The organism is Candidatus Atelocyanobacterium thalassa isolate ALOHA (genome assembly GCF_000025125.1).
Classification (GTDB): Bacteria; Cyanobacteriota; Cyanobacteriia; order Cyanobacteriales; family Microcystaceae; genus Atelocyanobacterium; species Atelocyanobacterium thalassae.
Genome location: NC_013771.1, coordinates 795,649 through 814,230 on the forward strand (window position 1 = coordinate 795,649; position 18,582 = coordinate 814,230).

The 18,582-nt window shown below is 31.9% G+C and carries 13 protein-coding genes; 5 read left to right on the plus strand and 8 right to left on the minus strand.

The genetic code is table 11. The annotated features are described in order from the left end of the window. Positions 1-514: 514 nt before the first annotated feature. Entirely contained in the window at positions 515-2,395 is a 1,881-nt protein-coding gene (gene ftsH2 / locus UCYN_RS03315; RefSeq protein WP_012954085.1) for an ATP-dependent zinc metalloprotease FtsH2, read from the plus strand. A gap of 97 nt (positions 2,396-2,492) precedes the next feature. Here ftsH2 and UCYN_RS03320 read toward each other — a convergent pair whose 3' ends face one another. The 3 genes from UCYN_RS03320 to UCYN_RS03330 form a co-directional block, all read right to left on the minus strand. After that, the gene (locus UCYN_RS03320; protein WP_012954086.1) at positions 2,493-3,020 is read right to left on the minus strand and encodes a tetratricopeptide repeat protein; all 528 of its coding nucleotides are present in this window, start codon (positions 3,018-3,020) and stop codon (positions 2,493-2,495) included. 79 nt (positions 3,021-3,099) lie between these two features. Beyond that, positions 3,100-3,885 (minus strand): transporter substrate-binding domain-containing protein, encoded by a 786-nt coding sequence (locus tag UCYN_RS03325; RefSeq protein WP_012954087.1) that lies wholly within the window; start codon positions 3,883-3,885, stop codon positions 3,100-3,102. A 280-nt stretch (positions 3,886-4,165) separates the two neighbouring features. After that, positions 4,166-4,498 carry a hypothetical protein gene (locus UCYN_RS03330; RefSeq protein ID WP_041487747.1) on the minus strand — a complete coding sequence of 111 codons (333 nt, stop codon included), beginning with the start codon at positions 4,496-4,498 and terminating at the stop codon, positions 4,166-4,168. A gap of 240 nt (positions 4,499-4,738) precedes the next feature. Here UCYN_RS03330 and mnmE point away from each other — a divergent pair, with 240 nt between their 5' ends. Continuing rightward, positions 4,739-6,112 (plus strand): tRNA uridine-5-carboxymethylaminomethyl(34) synthesis GTPase MnmE, encoded by a 1,374-nt coding sequence (mnmE, locus tag UCYN_RS03335; RefSeq protein WP_012954089.1) that lies wholly within the window; start codon positions 4,739-4,741, stop codon positions 6,110-6,112. 98 nt (positions 6,113-6,210) lie between these two features. On the opposite strand, the gene cobW is transcribed toward mnmE, so the two are convergent. Together cobW and gloB are read right to left on the minus strand one after the other, a co-directional pair. Beyond that, the gene (gene cobW, locus UCYN_RS03340) at positions 6,211-7,251 is read right to left on the minus strand and encodes a cobalamin biosynthesis protein CobW (RefSeq protein ID WP_012954090.1); all 1,041 of its coding nucleotides are present in this window, start codon (positions 7,249-7,251) and stop codon (positions 6,211-6,213) included. Positions 7,252-7,393: 142 nt separating this feature from the next. Continuing rightward, positions 7,394-8,170, minus strand: coding sequence for a hydroxyacylglutathione hydrolase (gloB, locus tag UCYN_RS03345; protein ID WP_012954091.1), 777 nt, complete (start codon positions 8,168-8,170; stop codon positions 7,394-7,396). Between the two features lie 234 nt (positions 8,171-8,404). Between gloB and UCYN_RS03350 the strand changes: the two genes are divergently transcribed. After that, entirely contained in the window at positions 8,405-11,497 is a 3,093-nt protein-coding gene (locus tag UCYN_RS03350; RefSeq protein WP_012954092.1) for an alpha-mannosidase, read from the plus strand. A gap of 46 nt (positions 11,498-11,543) precedes the next feature. On the opposite strand, the gene ruvA is transcribed toward UCYN_RS03350, so the two are convergent. Further along, the gene (gene ruvA, locus UCYN_RS03355) at positions 11,544-12,185 is read right to left on the minus strand and encodes a Holliday junction branch migration protein RuvA (protein ID WP_012954093.1); all 642 of its coding nucleotides are present in this window, start codon (positions 12,183-12,185) and stop codon (positions 11,544-11,546) included. 591 nt (positions 12,186-12,776) lie between these two features. Here ruvA and psaA point away from each other — a divergent pair. Next, positions 12,777-15,017: a photosystem I core protein PsaA gene (gene psaA / locus UCYN_RS03360; protein ID WP_012954094.1), complete on the plus strand. Its 2,241-nt coding sequence runs from the start codon at positions 12,777-12,779 to the stop codon at positions 15,015-15,017. 202 nt (positions 15,018-15,219) lie between these two features. Further along, positions 15,220-17,436: a photosystem I core protein PsaB gene (psaB, locus tag UCYN_RS03365; protein ID WP_012954095.1), complete on the plus strand. Its 2,217-nt coding sequence runs from the start codon at positions 15,220-15,222 to the stop codon at positions 17,434-17,436. A gap of 101 nt (positions 17,437-17,537) precedes the next feature. On the opposite strand, the gene UCYN_RS03370 is transcribed toward psaB, so the two are convergent. Continuing rightward, complete coding sequence (locus UCYN_RS03370) at positions 17,538-17,957, minus strand: thioesterase family protein (protein ID WP_012954096.1); 420 nt, start codon at positions 17,955-17,957, stop codon at positions 17,538-17,540. Between the two features lie 32 nt (positions 17,958-17,989). Continuing rightward, positions 17,990-18,526 (minus strand): hypothetical protein, encoded by a 537-nt coding sequence (locus UCYN_RS03375; protein WP_012954097.1) that lies wholly within the window; start codon positions 18,524-18,526, stop codon positions 17,990-17,992. Positions 18,527-18,582: the final 56 nt, after the last annotated feature.

Here is an 18,582-nt window from a genome sequence, read left to right on the forward strand (position 1 = left end):
GAAAAAAGTTAATTGCATACAAGTAAATTATCATACATTGTTTAATTTATCTAAAGTAGCTAAAATATGATATTCAAAAGTTCTTAGGAATTTTTAAATATCATATTTGATTTCATATTCTTAGACTACATTTAGTCACATATTTATCTCAATACACAACTTTAAATTACTTATATTTAATGTATTTCTGTTTTGTTATAGTAATTCATTTTTGATAAGATTAAAGCATCGCATAATAAGCATCATATATCTCTGCTAATCCTCTCTATGAAACCCTTAGTTCCTTTTTTGAAGGATTTGTAAAATAACCATATTAAAAAGTTTTCGAAATCATTATGGTATAAATTCGAAATATAAATATTTATGTAGGGTTGCAAGCAATCTCAAGGTTACGTTAAATTTAATTAGGTTTAGAATTATTTTTTGAGCATACTGTTGATACTAAACACAGCTTCTTGATACAAACACATATATCGCTAAATCGAGTCTTGATAACAAAGAGAAACCTTAACTTATGAAAATATCTTGGAGAATTCTACTACTCTGGACTTTACCTCTTCTAATGGTTTGCTTTTTTCTTTGGCAAGGTCAATTCCTTCCAGCCTCGGAGCAATTAGGAAATAGTGCAGCCAATAAACGTATAACTTACGGGCGTTTTTTAGAATATCTAGATACTAATCGTGTTGCTGGTGTAGATCTTTATGAAGGCGGACGCACGGCTATTGTAGAAATAGTAAATCCTGAATTAAAAGATCAAGTGCAACAATCACGAGTAGACTTGCCAACATACTCTCCTGGCCTAATAGCAAAAATACGTTCATCTCATATAAGAATAGAATCTCATCCAATTAGCAATGAAGGAGCTATATGGGGGTTTTTAGGAAACTTACTATTTCCTATTTTACTTATCGGATCACTATTTTTTCTTTTTCGTCGTTCCAGTAATTTACCGGGAGGACCTGGGCAAGCTATGAGCTTTGGTAAATCAAAAGCTCGTTTTCAGATGGAAGCAAAAACTGGCATTATGTTTCATGATGTAGCTGGTATTGATGAAGCAAAAGAAGAGCTACAAGAGGTCGTAACCTTTCTTAAAGAGCCAGAACGTTTCACTGCTGTAGGAGCAAAGATTCCTAAAGGAGTATTATTAGTTGGTCCTCCAGGAACTGGTAAAACTCTTTTAGCTAAAGCTATTGCCGGGGAAGCAGGAGTGCCTTTTTTTAGTATCTCTGGTTCTGAATTTGTAGAGATGTTTGTAGGTGTTGGTGCTTCTCGCGTCCGTGATTTATTTAAAAAAGCCAAAGAAAGTGCTCCTTGCCTAATTTTTATTGACGAGATAGATGCTGTTGGCCGTCAAAGAGGTGCTGGGATTGGTGGCGGAAACGATGAAAGAGAACAAACTCTTAACCAACTATTAACAGAAATGGATGGTTTTGAAGGGAATACAGGAATAATAATTATTGCTGCTACTAATCGTCCAGATGTTTTAGATTCTGCTTTGATGAGACCTGGACGTTTTGATAGACAAGTTATGGTTGATGCACCTGATTTTAAAGGTAGAGTTGAAATTTTAGAAGTTCATGCTCGTAACAAAAAATTAGCTGATGATGTTTCTCTTAAATCTGTTGCAAGAAGGACTCCTGGCTTTAGCGGAGCAGATCTTGCTAATCTGTTAAACGAAGCCGCGATACTTACTGCCCGTCGTCGTAAAGAAGCCATAACAACTTTAGAAATAGATGATTCGATTGATCGTATTGTCGCCGGTATGGAGGGAACTCCACTAGTTGATAGCAAGAGTAAACGTTTAATTGCTTATCATGAAGTTGGTCACGCAATTGTTGGTACTTTAGTAAAAGATCACGATCCAGTACAAAAAGTTACTTTAATTCCTCGTGGTCAAGCTCGTGGATTAACTTGGTTTACGCCTAATGAAGAACAAGGACTGATAACCAAGACACAATTAATCGCTCGTATAGCAGGTGCTTTAGGAGGACGTGCAGCTGAAGAAGAGGTCTTTGGATATGATGAGGTTACAACTGGCGCCGGAAGCGATTTGCAGCAAGTTTCTGACGTTGCCCGCCAAATGGTAACTCGTTTTGGAATGAGTGATTTAGGACCTTTATCCTTAGAGAATTCTTCTAGCGAAGTTTTTCTAGGAGGGGGACTAATGAATCGGGCTGAATATTCTGAAGAAGTTGCCATGAAAATTGATAATCAAGTGCGTACTTTGGCAAAACAAAGTCATGAGATAGCCAAAAAACTCATCAGAGATAATCGTGAAGTAATTGATCGTCTTGTAGAATTACTCATTGAAAAAGAAACAATCGATGGTGAAGAGTTACGAAAAATTGTAGCTGAATATACTTACATACCTGAAAAAGAGCAATTTATATCATAGTTATAATGTGCTCACCCAATTTAGACGCTTAAATGCGTCTTTTTTATTGATTTTTTAAATTCAAAATGGAATATATGAACAAAGATAGGTAATATTGTTAGAGTGTAGCTAAGCGTTTGCTTAATATCTTAACTCTACGTTTGGCAATTTTATTATTTAAATCGCTTTTTAAAGTTTGTTCGTATGTTTCAACAGCTTTTTCTATCATTTGCTTTTTCTCATAGGCATTAGCCAAATTATTTAGTGCAATTATGTATTGAGGATGAAGTTTAATTGCATTTTTGTAGTTACGAATTGCTAAATCTATCTGTTCTTGAGATAGATAAGAAAAACCTAATGCGTTGTATATTAAAGCCTGATTTTCTGGCTCTAAATTCTTACCTATTTCAAGACCTTTGTTAAATAAATTAGTTGCTTGAATATATAATTTTTTATTGAGATATAAACTTCCTAATTCATAATATTCTTGAGCTGAACCTTTTTCTTTTTGTAGTTTTTTCTGCAATTTGTAGAATTGTTTCTCAGTACGAGTAGTTCTTATGGTTTGTATAGAGACAAAAAAAACTAACGTTCCTAGGAGCAAAACAACGCCTGACAAGTAAATAGTTGGTAGAAGTTCATTCATTATTTTTATACTTAATAATTTTTATACTTAATATATGACTATTGAATTATAGTGTTTTTCAACTGAAAAGATAACTTTTCTAAGGAAGACCCCAATACTTAATTCGTTGATCTAACCAGCCAGATATTTTTAGACGATAAATTGATTGATTAATAATATTTCGTAGATCAGAGGATTTTAATCCTTTTGGGATTCCAATTCCTAAGCTTTTTGAAGAAAGTCTTAGAGATAGTGTATGGTATTGCGGATATTCCTGAATCCATCCTGTTAAAATACTATTGTCTGCGGCAAAAGCATCTACTTTTTGGCTTTCCATCAATTTAAAGGCTTCTTGATAAGAATCAACACCAACTAAGTTTGTTTTCGGAAAGTTGGAACGAATAACAGAGATAGTATCAGAATGATTAATTACTGCTATTGTCGAATTAAATAAATCCGATGAATCTTTTATTTGATGTTTCTTTGTAATAATTCCTGTACTATCTAGATAATAATAAGAACTAAAATTAATTAAACGAGAACGAAAAGAATCAATTGTCATTCTTGCAATTACTATATCTACCTCACCATCAATGACTGTTTGTAAACGCTCTTGATTATTTACAAACTTAAAAAGTATTGCATTAGAATCACCTAAAATATCTTTAGCTAATTGCTTTGCTAAATCAATTTCTAATCCCTCTAGTTGATTTTTACTATTAAGGAAGCCTAAAGGACGAGTATTATTTTTTACAGCAATAATTATTTTTTTTCTTTCTCTAATTTCTTCTAAACTAGCAGAAAGAACAATATTATGATTTAGAACTAATGCAAAACTAACAATAAAAGTTAAAAATAGTTTATACATTTTTAGAGAATTAAACATTAGTATCTTTACTTAAAAGAACAAATTACATTGTAAAAATTGATATTATTTAAAATAATTAATTTTTTTGATATCAAAAATAACAATGTATTTTTAATAAAGAAAAGTTATTTTTACATAAAAAATAGTATGGTCGATAATAAAAGCAAGATCCAGCATTATATTAAAAATAATTGTTTGAATCTTGTATATTACGCAAGTAAAAAGGTTTTTATTTGAAGGGTAATTTTTTTACTAAAAAAATCAGTCTAAAATTATAAATTAGAAAAGATAATGATTTTTATCGCTTATTAGTATGATTTTGAAGTTCTGACGTAATTTCCATAGAACTAAATTGTAACCTTTCTAAATCAAATAAAGACATTGATTCTATACCAAAAGCAGCAATACCCATACTTACTAAGCCTGTAGCTACAGCACCCATAGCTACAGTACCGAAAGAAATAAGCCCCATGGGAACAATCCCTATAGCAATAATTCCCATAGGTGCTATTCCAATGGAAATATAACCAGTAGGACTAATACCAATAGAAATTAATTTATTTTTTTTTGTTCCACATTCTCCCATTGATTGAACATCAACGATTTTTTCTGCTCTTAATTTAGACATCATAAATCTACTATAATAAAAAAATTTATCACGTCATATTCTACTTATAAATATACAAAGTCGTCAAAAGACACTACATAAAACTTATTGAGCAATATATATTTTTCAGAATTATTATAAATGGTCTTATCCTATAAAAGAGAAGAAAGTTAGAAATAATTATCTTGCTAAAAAGTCTATAATTAGAAAAAATAAAATTTTTCTATAATTTAATTGCTATAAGCATTATTAGTAATATTTAAAATGATTAGATCAGGAAGAACAATTGCAGCGATTGCAACAGCAGTAGTTCCAGAAGAAGGAAGTGTTGGCATAGTACGTCTATCAGGAGACAAAGCTTATGCTATTGCAAAAAAAATATTTATAGCTCCTGGAAAGCAACAATGGGAATCTCATAAAGTTCTTTATGGTTACATTCATTCATCAAAAGATTCGCGAATTATTGACGAAGCTTTACTTATATTGATGTTAGCTCCTCGTTCTTATACTCGCGAAGACATTGTAGAATTTCATTGTCATGGAGGAATAATAGTAGTTCAGCAAGTTTTACAGTTATGTATAAAAGAAGGAGCTATCCTGGCAGAACATGGTGAATTTACATTAAGAGCTTTTCTTAACGGCAGAATAGATTTAACTCAAGCTGAAAGTATTTCGGAAATAGTAGGAGCAAAATCACCGTTAGCTTCTCAAATAGCAATGGCAGGAATACAAGGAAAATTATCTAACCCTATTAAAAATTTGCGCCTTGACTGTTTGGAATTACTTTCTGAAATTGAATCAAGGATAGACTTTGAAGAAGATTTACCACCACTAAGTCAAGTCGTGATTTTGCAAAAAATCCAAGACTTCTTACATAGAGTCAAAAAACTATTATCTACTTCTAAAACTGGAGAGCTTTTGCGGAGTGGGCTAAAAATTGCTATCTTAGGCCGTCCTAACGTAGGTAAATCTAGTCTTTTAAATTCTTGGAGTCGAAGTAATAAAGCCATTGTAACTGACCTGCCAGGTACAACTAGAGACATTGTAGAATCAAATCTAATAATTAAAAATATACCTATAAAAGTATTAGATACAGCTGGAATTAGACATACAGATAACCAGATAGAAAAAATTGGTGTTCAGCGTACACATCTTGCTGCGAATCAAGCTGATTTAATATTATTAACGATTGATGCTCAAATAGGTTGGACTGAAGAAGAAACAGAAATTTATAAAAAAATCAAGCATCTTCCAATAATATTAATAGTTAATAAGATTGATCTTAACGTTCCTGATTTATCTATAATTCCATCTGAAATTCAAGAAGTTATTAAAATTTCCGCTATACAAAATTTAGGAATTGACTCGATTGAAGAAGCCATTTTAAACTTTATCTATAAAAAAAACCTAATAGCAAAAAATGTTGATTTTACTATTAACCAAAGACAATTAGAGATATTAATACGTGTTAAAATAGCTTTTGAGGACATTATAAAGACAATCAACAATGAACTTCCGCTAGATTTTATAACAATTGATTTACGATCTGCTATTAAAATATTAGGAGAAATTACAGGAGACGAGGTAACAGAATCTTTGCTAAGTAAGATTTTTAGTACATTCTGTATTGGTAAATAATATAAATTTCAAAAACTTTAAAATATCCTATATTGTTAATATATAGGATATTTTTTTCAAGAGCTATCTTTTTTAAACCTTCAAGCCTATATTTTTTATTACAAATAGTTTATGCTTTGTAGTTCTTGATTTATTTTTTCTTTTTCTAACTCATATCCAATCAATACCAACTTAGTTTCTTTTAGTTCATCAGAATTCCAAAAGCGGTCGTAGAAAGTATTAAAACGATTACCTACTCCTTGTAAAACTAAACGCATAGGCTTATCAACAACATGAACAAATCCTTTAATACGGTAAATTTCATAGTTTTCAACTAATTTAGATAATATTTTGATTAATGCTTTTGGTTCACATTCTCCAGGAAGAGTAATTGTAATTGCATTGATATTGTCATCATGATGATGGTGTTCATCATCATGATGAGATCGACTATCTAGATGTTCTTCTACAGAAGCATTAAACCCCAATAAAACATCTATATTGATTTGACCTTCATAACATGAAACTACTTTCACACCATTTCTTAGTTTATTTGATAGCCAATTTTTTATATCCGACAATTCTTTTTGGCCTACTAAATCACACTTAGTTAGTAAAACCAGATCTGCACAAGCTAATTGATCTTGAAATAATTCTTCAATAGGGGTTTCATGCTCTATGCTGTAATTTTGTTCCTTCTGGGCGATTAAATAATCTAAATTATTTGTAAATTTACCAGAAATTAATGCTTCACAATCTACTACAGTTACTACACCATCAACTGTGGCACTGCTGCGAATTTCCGGCCAATTAAAAGCTTGAATCAAAGGCGTGGGTAAAGCTAAACCAGAAGTCTCTATAAAAATACAATCCAATGATTCTCGACGTTCTAAAAGTTTTTCAATACTAGGATAAAACTCTTCTTGGACTGTACAACATAAACATCCATTTCTAAGCTCTATGATATTGTCTTCAGGATTTTCATTATCTTCACAAATCTGGCAATTTTTTAGTATTTCTCCATCAACTCCTATTTCTCCAAACTCATTTACTAAAACAGCAATACGATAATTTATATTGTTCTGCAATAAATGTCGAATTATAGTGGTTTTTCCAGAGCCAAGAAATCCCGTTATTATTGTGACTGGTATTTTATGCATTAATTAATATCAATAATTTTCTTATGAATTTTATTTTAACTAAAGATATAATAAATAGTTTTGTTACTTAACATATCGAATAAATGGTAATTAAAAAAGTCTTTTCTAAGTTACGAGTTAGTTATTTGATATATTGAGATTTTTAATTAAAATTATCTTTAAGTTCTCTAATCTTTTGAAATACTTTTACAGGATCATTTATTCCCATTATTTCTTGTAGAGATTGAGAATCACACCTTAAAAAAGGATTTGTTTCTTTTTCTTCTTTTAAAAAAGATGGAATAGTTGCTTTATTATTCTTACGAGTACTGATTGCTTTATTATATCGAAGAAGTAAATTATGATTATTTTTCTCAATAGTTAAAGCAAATTTAAGATTATTCAAAGTGTATTCATGAGAACACCAAACACGAGTTGTATCTGGTAAGTTCCTTAACTTCATTAAAGATTTATACATTTGGCTAGCAGTTCCTTCAAACAGTCGCCCACATCCTGATGCAAACAAGGTATCGCCACAAAATAATTCTCCTATTTTTTGATTAGAACTTGGAGGAAAATAATACGCGATATGACCATTGGTATGACCAGGAATAAAAAATATTTCAGCATTTTTACCAGCAAAATTAAATTGATCGCCTTCTTTCAAATAATGATTTTGTCCTGGAATTCTTCCTTTATCCTGTTCGCTTCCATAAACAGATATATGAGGAAAATGTTCTATTAATTTCTTATTTGCTCCTATATGATCTTGATGATGATGCGTATTTAAAATTGCTGTTAATCTTATTCCTAATTTGTTTAAACAATTAATGATCACATCATATTCAGCCGGATCTACAACAACAGCAGTTTTGTTTTTAAAGTTATGTAGTAAAAAAATATAATTATCTGATAAAGCTGGCAAAAACCTAACATACATAATGATATTTATTCCTAAAGTCTCACAAAAAAAATTATTGATTAAAGTAAAAATAATGCACAAAACAAAAACATTCAATATAGATTTAGAAAATTTAAGTAATATTTTTGCCTAATGACTTAATAATAATTGATACTTAAATTTTTTAGCAATCAAACTTCTATTATTTCTATACTAAAAGTATCATAAGATAATATTTAACTTGTATTAAGTAATTTAGCTTTTTTGTTATAAATGAAAGTCCCTGAATTTACTCAAAAACTTCGTCAGCTTACAATCATTAATATTCAAAGCAATTGGTTTACCACTTCAAAAAAAGTAACAACCGATATAATTGAATCGACTGACTTAAGCTTAATGAAGACTAATGAAAAAGAATATTTAATTTGGAATGCAGGTAGCAAAACAACATGGCTAATCCAGGAAATTACCGTCCAAAAATTTTTGAACGGATATTCTTTACAAGGATTTTCTCTAAGACTATCGTTAACTTGGTGGGCAGAGAAAGCTCAAATATTTATTAACAAGCAATTAGTACAAGTCGGTGATTTGTTTGACTCCTCAGCAAGAATTTTATTAACACCTTCGGTTGAAAAAGAACAAAAAATAATTATTTCTTTATGCTTAACTAGTCCAAGTCATGATGTTGGGGCATTAATGAAATCAAAACTTATTTATGAAAATAATGATCATTTAGGTGACCCAGGATTTTTTGCTGACGAGATAGATATACTTTATAAATATTTATGTGCATTCAAACCTAGTGAAATAGAATTTTTAGAGAAGAAGATTAATAAATTCGATTGGAATAATATTAGTAGCCCTAAGTGTTTTAGTAATCAAATACATAAAATACGTCAAGAGCTAATGTTGTTTAGTGATGATATTAAAAAACGTAACTTTAATATTCTCGGACATGCACACTTAGATATTGCTTGGTTATGGACAATTAATGAAACTTGGGAAATAGGCAAACGAACTTTTCAATCAGTCATTAATTTACAAAAAGACTTTAAAAATTTAACGTTTTGTCATACTTCTCCTGCTCTTTATGAATGGATTGAAAAAAAACAACCTGATCTTTTTCAAGAAATTGTAGCGCAATCCAAGAAAGGTAAATGGGAAGTACTAGGAGGGATGTGGATCGAACCAGAAGTTAATTTAATATCTGGAGAGTCTCTCGTAAGACAAATTTTATATGGGCAAAACTATATCAAAGAAAAATTTGGGGAAATTACTAAAATTGCTTGGTTACCAGATAGTTTTGGATTCTGTTTGCAATTACCACAAATCTTCAAACTAGGTGGAATAGACTATTTCGTTACTGGAAAGCTACATTGGGGACGTACCGTAAAATTTCCTCATAGTATCTTTTGGTGGAAATCTCTCGATGGTACAAAAATATTAACACTAATGTCTCCGCCAAACACAGAAGGTGTTATGAATACTAATCCTATAGTTATGACAGACTATAGTATTAAATGGGAAAAAGAAACTCAGCTAAAAGAAATCTTTTGGGTTCCAGGCATAGGAGATCATGGTGGTGGACCAACACGTGATATGTTGAAGGTCGCTAATCGTTGGGACAAATCTCCCTTCTTCCCTAAGGTTGATTTTATTACTGCTAAGCAGTATTTAGATAAAATCTTTAGTGTCATAAAGGACAAACTAAATATACCGATTTGGGATGATGAATTGTATTTAGATTTGCATCGTGGTTGTTACACAACTCATGCGGATCAAAAATATCTTAACCGTCGTACCGAAGAATTATTGTATAAAGCAGAACTTTGGACATCTATTAGTTCTATTATTAATAATAAATTTGTAAATAATAATATTAGAAATAGTATAAAGTCTGTATGGAAACAAGTTTTACTAAACCAGTTCCATGATATATTGCCAGGAACTTCTACAACAGACGTATTTATAGAAGCTAATAAAGGATGGAAAAAAACAAAGTTAATTGCAGATAAAATTTTAAATAATGCCCTCAGAAACATCATATCTCATATAAAATATCCACGAGCTCCATATCTTCATGCTAAACCAATTGTTATTTTTAATCATTTAAGTTGGGAAAGATCTGAGGTCGTTGAAATTAATTCACAAGATAATAAGTATGAAGTTTTCAACCTCGATAATATTCAGTTATCAAGCCAATTATCACATGATAATAAGTTATTGTTTTATGCTGATAGTATTCCATCTCTCGGATACCGAGTCTTTTGGATAGTTCCTTCTAATAATTTAAAGTACACTAACAAAAAAGTAATAAATAAAACTAATTCTGACTTTATTTTAGAAAATAGCTTTTTAATAGTAAAGATTAGCGAAAAAACCGGAAATATTATGATGATTTATGACAAAGTAAACCATCGTAATATTTTGAAAGCAGAAAGCAATAAACTGGAAAGCTTTCAAGACAGAGGACAGTACTGGGATGCTTGGAATATTGATCCAGAATATAAGAATTATCTCTTACCTGATGCGATATTAAAGTCTATTGAAGTTTTAGAAGAAGGTCCTATTCAATGGAAAATCAGAGTTGTTAAAGAGATCGGGAAATCTAAGTTTGTTCAAGATTACATATTACAAGTTAATTCTTCTATTGTAAAAATTAAAACTACTGTTGATTGGAAAGAAACATATGTTTTGGTCAAAGCTTCTTTCTATTTAAATATTACAAGTGATTGCACTAGTTATGAAATTCCTTTTGGTTCTATCAAGAGAACAAACTTACATACAACAGCTTATGAAAAGGCAAAATGGGAAGTCCCAAGTTTGAGATGGGCTGATATTACTGACAATAATGATAACTATGGAGTTAGTTTATTGAACGATTGTAAATATGGTTATGATAGCGAACACGACTTGCTTAGATTAACTTTGTTGAAAAGTCCTCAATGGCCTGATCCTAATTGTGACAAAGGAATTCATCAATTCAGTTATGCTATTTACCCTCACAAAGGAACTACAAAAGAAGCCAAAACTGTTCATAAAGCATATGAACTTAATATACCATTACAAGTAATTAAGGTTAGTAATGAATGTATAGGTGAAACTAAGTTACCTCCTGTTTTTTCAGGAATAAGTACTAATGATAATTTAATCGTATCTGCATTTAAGCCTTCAGAAGATAAAAAATATACCTACATACTAAGATTCTATGAGTCTGAAGGAGAAAAAACCAATATAGACTTTAAGAGTGATCTAGGTTTTGTTTTAGACAAAAAAGTTAACTTATTAGAACAAGAAATTCAGCAAGATCAGGATTATATTAAGCCTTGGGAAATTGCAAGTTTCATGCTTGTAGATAAAATTTAATACACCTAAGGATATAGTACTTATTTTCATCAGTTAATATAAAATATTAATGACTATTGTCACTTAACCAAGTAATTGCTGTTCTTAATAATTCTTCTGTATTTATTTGCTTTGATAGAAACTGATTATTTTTTAAGTAAACAGTCACCCTGTCTACTCCTTCTCGATCATAACCTAATAACAATAAGCTTGATGTAATATCTTCTAAAGTATTTTCAGATGAATTGCAAGAATGCAATTCTACTTTTATTTCAAATGCCTCTATCAATTTTAATAATTTACTATTTAATTCTAAAATTATTCTTTCAGCCGTTTTTTTACCTACGCCAGGAGATTCAGATAACATTTTGACATTACCCGAACACACTGCCTTTATTAATTTTTCTGAACCCAATGTGTTAAGTAAAGTAATTGATAGCTGCGCTCCAATACCATTAATATTTATGAGTTGTCGAAAAAGCTCTTGCTCTAATTTATTAATAAATCCATATAAAATCTGAGAATCTTCTCGTGTCTGTAAATGTATAAACACTTGAATATAATCTGATTTTTTATTAGATAATTTTTCTTCTAACTTGGAAGTGATTTGTATTTCATATCCTATCTGATTAACCTCCATAATTAGAACTATTTTATTTTTGGTATCTTTTAGGATTTCAACAAAACTTCCTTTAAAATAGTTAATCACAAGCTTTTTATATATGTTTAGATTAACAATAAAATTGTTAAGACATTATCTATTATCAAATAATATCTTAGCAATAATCTTTTGTCCACAGCTCATTTCATACGTTAGATGATATTTTTTGCAAAGTGATATCAATTATAAAAACGTATTTTTTCTTAATCAAAATAGCTATTTTTTGAAGTGACTATTAAGTCTAATTTATACGTCATATATTGCAGAAAAGAATTATTAATATCTTTAGAGTAAGTACATTTAAATCTTAAATGCAAAGTTTTCGCTTTTTTATAAATTAATTAAAAAATTTTGTTTTCTAATTAAACTAGTTTTTATTAAAACTTTATCTAAAAAAGTTTGTTTACAATATCGACTTAATCTTAATAATTGTTAAGCTTATTTTTCAGAGCACAGGTCTAACCTTTATTATTTATGATGGATGTAATACTTTTGAATGTTTTGCTTGAAATTAATTAAAACGAGCATGTCAAATGTGACTATATAGATAAGACAATTCGTTTTATCCATACAGCACCACATTCTCTAGAAAAAATCTGAAAGTTTATAAATGTTTATTGTCGAGAGAGAAGAACCCTCATGGCAAAAGGTACTGAGGCGAGAGCTAAGGTTATAGTAGATACCGATCCAGTGCCCACCTCTTTTGAAAAGTGGGGTGAGCCAGGACATTTTGATCGCACTTTAGTTCGAGGTCCCAAAACTACTACTTGGATTTGGAACCTTCATGCTAATGCACACGATTTTGATAGCCAAACTGATGATTTAGAAGATGTTTCGCGCAAAATTTTTAGCGCACACTTTGGTCATCTATCTGTTATTTTTGTTTGGTTGAGCGGCATGTTTTTTCATGGCGCAAAATTTTCTAATTACGAAGCGTGGTTAACTAACCCAACACTTATCAAACCTAGCGCTCAAGTTGTTTGGCCAGTCGTAGGTCAAGGAATTTTAAATGGAGACATGGGCGGTGGTTTTCATGGTATCCAGATCACCTCTGGTCTGTTTTATCTATGGAGATCTTCAGGTTATACAAATAGTTATCAACTTTATGCTACTGCTATTGGCGCTCTAGTCATGGCTGCTTTAATGTTGTTTGCTGGATGGTTCCATTACCATAAAAAAGCTCCTAAGCTTGAGTGGTTTCAAAACGTAGAATCCATGCTCAATCATCATGTAGCGGGAATATTAGGATTAGGATGCCTTTCTTGGGCAGGTCATCTAATTCATGTTTCTTTACCAGTTAATAAGTTATTAGATGCTGGAGTAGCTATTAAAGATATTCCCCTTCCTCATGAATTTTTCGATGCTAGCAAAATGGCGGAATTATATCCAAGTTTTGCTAAAGGAATAATTCCTTTCTTTACTTTGGACTGGGGCGCTTATTCAGATTTCTTAACTTTCAATGGTGGACTAAATCCACAAACAGGAAGTTTATGGCTTACTGATATAGCTCATCATCATTTGGCAGTTGCTGTTCTTTTCATAATTGGTGGTCATGTTTACAGAACTAACTGGAATATTGGTCATGGAATGAAAGAGCTTCTTGATGCTCATCAAGGTCCTCTTACAGGAGAAGGACATAAAGGATTATACGAGATCTTAACGACTTCATGGCATGCTCAATTAGCAATTAATTTAGCACTACTAGGATCATTGAGTATCGTAATAGCTCAGCATATGTATGCTATGCCTCCTTATCCTTATCTAGCAATTGACTATGCAACTCAACTATCTTTATTCACTCACCATATGTGGATTGGTGGATTTTTAATAGTTGGTGCTGGTGCGCATGGTGCAATCTTTATGATACGAGATTACAATCCTGCCCAAAATGTTGATAATCTTTTGGATCGAATGATTCGTCATCGTGATGCAATAATTTCTCATCTTAACTGGGTTTGTATGTTTCTTGGTTTTCATAGTTTTGGACTTTATGTTCATAACGATACTATGAGAGCATTAGGACGTCCACAAGATATGTTTTCAGATTCAGCTATTCAATTACAACCAATTTTCGCTCAATGGTTGCAAAATATTCATTCAATAGCACCTACTGGAACAGCGCCTCATGCGTTGGCAACTGCTAGCTATGCTTTTGGAGGCGATACCATTGCAGTTGCTAATAAGGTTGCTATGATGCCTATCACTTTAGGAACAGCTGATTTCATGATTCACCATGTTCATGCTTTCACTATTCATGTAACTGTTCTTATCCTGTTAAAGGGAGTACTTTATGCTCGTAGTTCTCGTCTTATTCCAGATAAGAATGAACTAGGATTCCGATTCTCTTGTGACGGACCTGGAAGGGGTGGTACTTGCCAAGTTTCTGGTTGGGATCATGTTTTCCTTGGATTATTTTGGATGTACAACTCTCTCTCTGTAGTAATTTTCCACTTCTCTTGGAAAATGCAGTCAGACGTTTGGGGAACAGTATCTTCTAGTGGAGATGTTACACACACTACTCTAGGTAACTTTGCACAAAGTGCTATTACCATAAATGGTTGGTTAAGAGATTTTCTTTGGGCACAGTCAGTTAATGTAATTAACTCTTACGGCTCTGAGTTATCAGCATATGGAATTATGTTCTTAGCTGGTCACTTTGTCTTTGCCTTTAGTTTAATGTTTCTATTTAGTGGACGTGGTTATTGGCAAGAGCTTATTGAGTCTATCGTTTGGGCTCATAATAAGTTAAATGTTGCGCCTTCTATTCAACCTCGTGCTTTGAGTATTATTCAAGGACGAGCTGTTGGAGTAACCCACTTTTTGTTGGGAGGAATTGTAACTACTTGGGCATTCTTCTTAGCAAGAAGTTTATCACTTTAATTTGTGGTGGAAGGATTTAGAGAATTAACTGATAGTTCTTTTCTTATTTGTCCTTTACCCCAATTTTGAACAATTTAAACGATCAATTTATATCGTTTTTTCCTAATAATTCATTAGTTACAAAAACTAGTGATGTTTGGAAAATAAATAGCACTTTTGCAACAGCCTCATTGTTTTAGAGAGGAGAATTTCCTAAAAAGCTATGGCAACTAAATTTCCAAAATTTAGCCAGGATCTCGCCCAAGATCCAACTACTCGTCGGATCTGGTATGGAATGGCTACGGCCCACGATTTTGAAATCCATGATGGAATGACCGAAGAAAATCTTTATCAGAAGATTTTCGCTTCTCATTTTGGTCATCTTGCTATCATATTTTTGTGGACTTCCGGTACCCTTTTTCACGTAGCCTGGCAAGGTAACTTCGAACAATGGATCAAAGATCCTATTAATATTCATCCTATCGCTCATGCGATATGGGATCCACATTTTGGTAAAGGTGCAATTGATGCCTTTACACAAGCCGGTGCTTCTTCTCCTGTTAATATCGCTTATTCAGGTGTTTATCATTGGTTTTATACAATTGGTATGACAAGTAATAGCGAGCTTTACCAAGGATCTATTTTCCTTTTGATTCTTGCTTCGCTATTCTTATTTGCTGGTTGGTTACATTTACAACCTAAGTTTCGTCCAAATTTGGCATGGTTCAAAAATGCTGAATCCCGTCTAAATCATCATTTAGCTGGTTTGTTTGGTGTTAGTTCTCTAGCTTGGGCAGGTCACCTGATTCATGTTGCAATTCCTGAATCTCGTGGTCAGCATATACGCTGGAATAACTTTTTATCTACTCCTCCTCATCCTGCAGGATTAGAACCGTTTTTCACAGCTAATTGGGGTGTTTATGCACAAAATCCTGATACTGTTAACCATGCTTTTGGTACAGCCGATGGTTCAGGAACAGCAATATTGACATTTTTAGGTGGTTTTCACCCTCAGACTGAATCACTTTGGTTGACTGATATAGCTCATCATCATTTGGCAATTGCAGTAATATTTATTATTGCAGGTCATATGTATAGAACTAACTGGGGAATTGGTCATAGTATTAATGAAATACTTGAAGCTCATAACCCTCCTCTTAGTGACCCATTTCACCATGGAAGATTAGGTGCTGGTCATCGTAATATGTATGACACAGTAAACAATTCTCTTCATTTTCAACTTGGTTTAGCACTGGCTTCTCTAGGGACTATTACCTCCTTAGTGGCGCAACATATGTATGCCATGCCTTCTTATGCTTTTATAGCCCAAGATCACACTACTCAAGCTGCTCTCTATACTCATCATCAGTACATAGCTGGATTTTTGATGGTAGGAGCTTTTGCACATGGTGCAATTTTCTTTGTACGTGATTACGATCCTGAAAGCAATAAAGATAATGTTTTAGCTAGAATGCTTGAACACAAAGAAGCAATTATTTCTCACTTAAGTTGGGTATCCTTGTTTCTTGGCTTTCATACTTTAGGGTTATACGTTCATAACGATGTAGTAGTAGCTTTTGGAACTCCTGAAAAACAAATTTTAGTTGAACCAATTTTTGCTCAATTTATACAAGCAGCTTCTGGAAAAGTCCTCTATGGCTTTGATGTTTTGTTATCTAACCCTGATAGCATGGCTTCTACCGGAGCTGCCTATTTGCCGAATTGGTTAGAAGCGGTTAATAGCAGTAAAAATTCATTGTTTATTGATATTGGTCCTGGTGATTTCTTAGTGCATCATGCCATTGCTCTTGGCCTACATACTACTGTCTTAACTTTAGTCAAAGGTGCATTAGATGCTAGAGGCTCTAAACTAATGCCTGATAAGAAAGATTTTGGTTATGCTTTTCCTTGTGATGGGCCTGGCCGCGGAGGTACTTGTGATATTTCTGCTTGGGATTCTTTCTATCTAGCAATGTTTTGGATGCTTAACACAATAGGGTGGGTAACCTTCTATTGGCATTGGAAACACTTAGGTATTTGGTCTGGTAATGTAGCTCAGTTTAACGAAAATTCAACCTACATAATGGGTTGGGTACGTGATTATCTCTGGGCTAACTCAGCTCAATTAATTAATGGATATAATCCATATGGAACAAATAATTTATCCGTTTGGGCTTGGATGTTCCTTCTAGGACATCTAGTCTGGGCAACTGGATTTATGTTCTTAATTTCCTGGCGTGGTTACTGGCAAGAGTTGATAGAAACACTTGTTTGGGCACATGAGCAAACACCATTAGCTAACCTAGTACAATGGAAAGACAAACCAGTTGCTCTTTCTATTCTACAAGCTCGCTTAGTTGGTTTAACTCATTTCACAGTAGGTTATGTACTAACCTATGCCGCCTTTCTTATTGCTTCAACAGCTAGTAAATTCGGCTAGAAAAAGTTATTGCTTAAAGCATAACTCAGTTTAAAAACGAAATCTTCTGTCTTATATTAAGGCAGAAGATTTTGTTTTTAAATTGATAACTTTTTGGAGTATTACTCATTTATGACATGATGTTTTTTGTGTAGCCATCTAAGAATAGACGATTCAAGAGTAACTCTTTGACGACTATTAATATCAATAGACACATGAGTAGTTTTCGCTACTGCAGAGTATCTGCTAGGAATTGATTCAGAAAATATATAGTAAATAACACTAAATTCAGTATTACTATAATGATTAATTGAGGTATCTAATCGTAAGTTATAACCACAAAATAAAGGTTGATAAAAATCAATCTCAGCATGAGTAATAGGAATAGCAGTTTCAGAGTTCAAAAATAAATTTTTTAGATCAATTCCTATTAATTGAAGCTCTTTTTCATAAGCTTCATGGCAAATTGATAATAAGGAGGCAAAATATACAACTCCTGCTGAATCAGTGTCTGAAAGATGAATAGTTCGATAATAGCTCATTTATTTACCATATGTTAACTAGATTAGCAATTTTAAATATTAATACTATTAGATAATAAATTACTAGAATACTTAATCACGATATAAATTGATGTCATACTAAATAGTATTACAGACATGACTTCTGGGAAAAAACCAAATATTTTTAAAGTTGCAATACCTAAACCGAAATAGTTGGCTGCTAAAACAAAGATTCTTTGGGAAACACCATAATATTCAATTAGTATTTTTCTTGATGTTAGGATATTTACTTTAGCAAAAGAATTAAAAAATATTAGACTAATTAGGATTATTATAATGCTCCAGTCTTGAGAAAAAGACACTAAATAAAAACCTAGTAGCTCTGTAGCAATAGTAATACTAGTAACAATTAAAAAATTATCAAGCTGAGGGTTTTTTAGATATTTTTTAGATATTTTAATCTTTTTTAAATCTACTATAGCCATCCTCCCTTGCTCTAAACACATTATGGAAATAGTTAAACATAAAATTTTACTACACCAATCTTCATTTATAGTAAGCTGATAAACACTATTTACTTCGGCAAAAAAAAATAATAAAAGTATCATAATATTCAATTTTAAATAAAGAAGTTAACGAAAAGATTATTGTCTAAAAACACTTA

What these genes read in the sequence shown, in the direction of transcription:
- UCYN_RS03325 (WP_012954087.1), bottom strand. Translation starts at nt 3,885, where the DNA reads ATGTTTAATTCTCTAAAAATGTATAAACTATTTTTAACTTTTATTGTT.
- UCYN_RS03350 (WP_012954092.1), top strand. Translation starts at nt 8,405, where the DNA reads ATGAAAGTCCCTGAATTTACTCAAAAACTTCGTCAGCTTACAATCATT.
- ftsH2 (WP_012954085.1), top strand. Translation starts at nt 515, where the DNA reads ATGAAAATATCTTGGAGAATTCTACTACTCTGGACTTTACCTCTTCTA.
- psaA (WP_012954094.1), top strand. Translation starts at nt 12,777, where the DNA reads ATGGCAAAAGGTACTGAGGCGAGAGCTAAGGTTATAGTAGATACCGAT.
- gloB (WP_012954091.1), bottom strand. Translation starts at nt 8,170, where the DNA reads ATGTATGTTAGGTTTTTGCCAGCTTTATCAGATAATTATATTTTTTTA.
- psaB (WP_012954095.1), top strand. Translation starts at nt 15,220, where the DNA reads ATGGCAACTAAATTTCCAAAATTTAGCCAGGATCTCGCCCAAGATCCA.
- UCYN_RS03330 (WP_041487747.1), bottom strand. Translation starts at nt 4,498, where the DNA reads ATGATGTCTAAATTAAGAGCAGAAAAAATCGTTGATGTTCAATCAATG.
- cobW (WP_012954090.1), bottom strand. Translation starts at nt 7,251, where the DNA reads ATGCATAAAATACCAGTCACAATAATAACGGGATTTCTTGGCTCTGGA.
- UCYN_RS03370 (WP_012954096.1), bottom strand. Translation starts at nt 17,957, where the DNA reads ATGAGCTATTATCGAACTATTCATCTTTCAGACACTGATTCAGCAGGA.
- mnmE (WP_012954089.1), top strand. Translation starts at nt 4,739, where the DNA reads ATGATTAGATCAGGAAGAACAATTGCAGCGATTGCAACAGCAGTAGTT.
- UCYN_RS03320 (WP_012954086.1), bottom strand. Translation starts at nt 3,020, where the DNA reads ATGAATGAACTTCTACCAACTATTTACTTGTCAGGCGTTGTTTTGCTC.
- UCYN_RS03375 (WP_012954097.1), bottom strand. Translation starts at nt 18,526, where the DNA reads ATGATACTTTTATTATTTTTTTTTGCCGAAGTAAATAGTGTTTATCAG.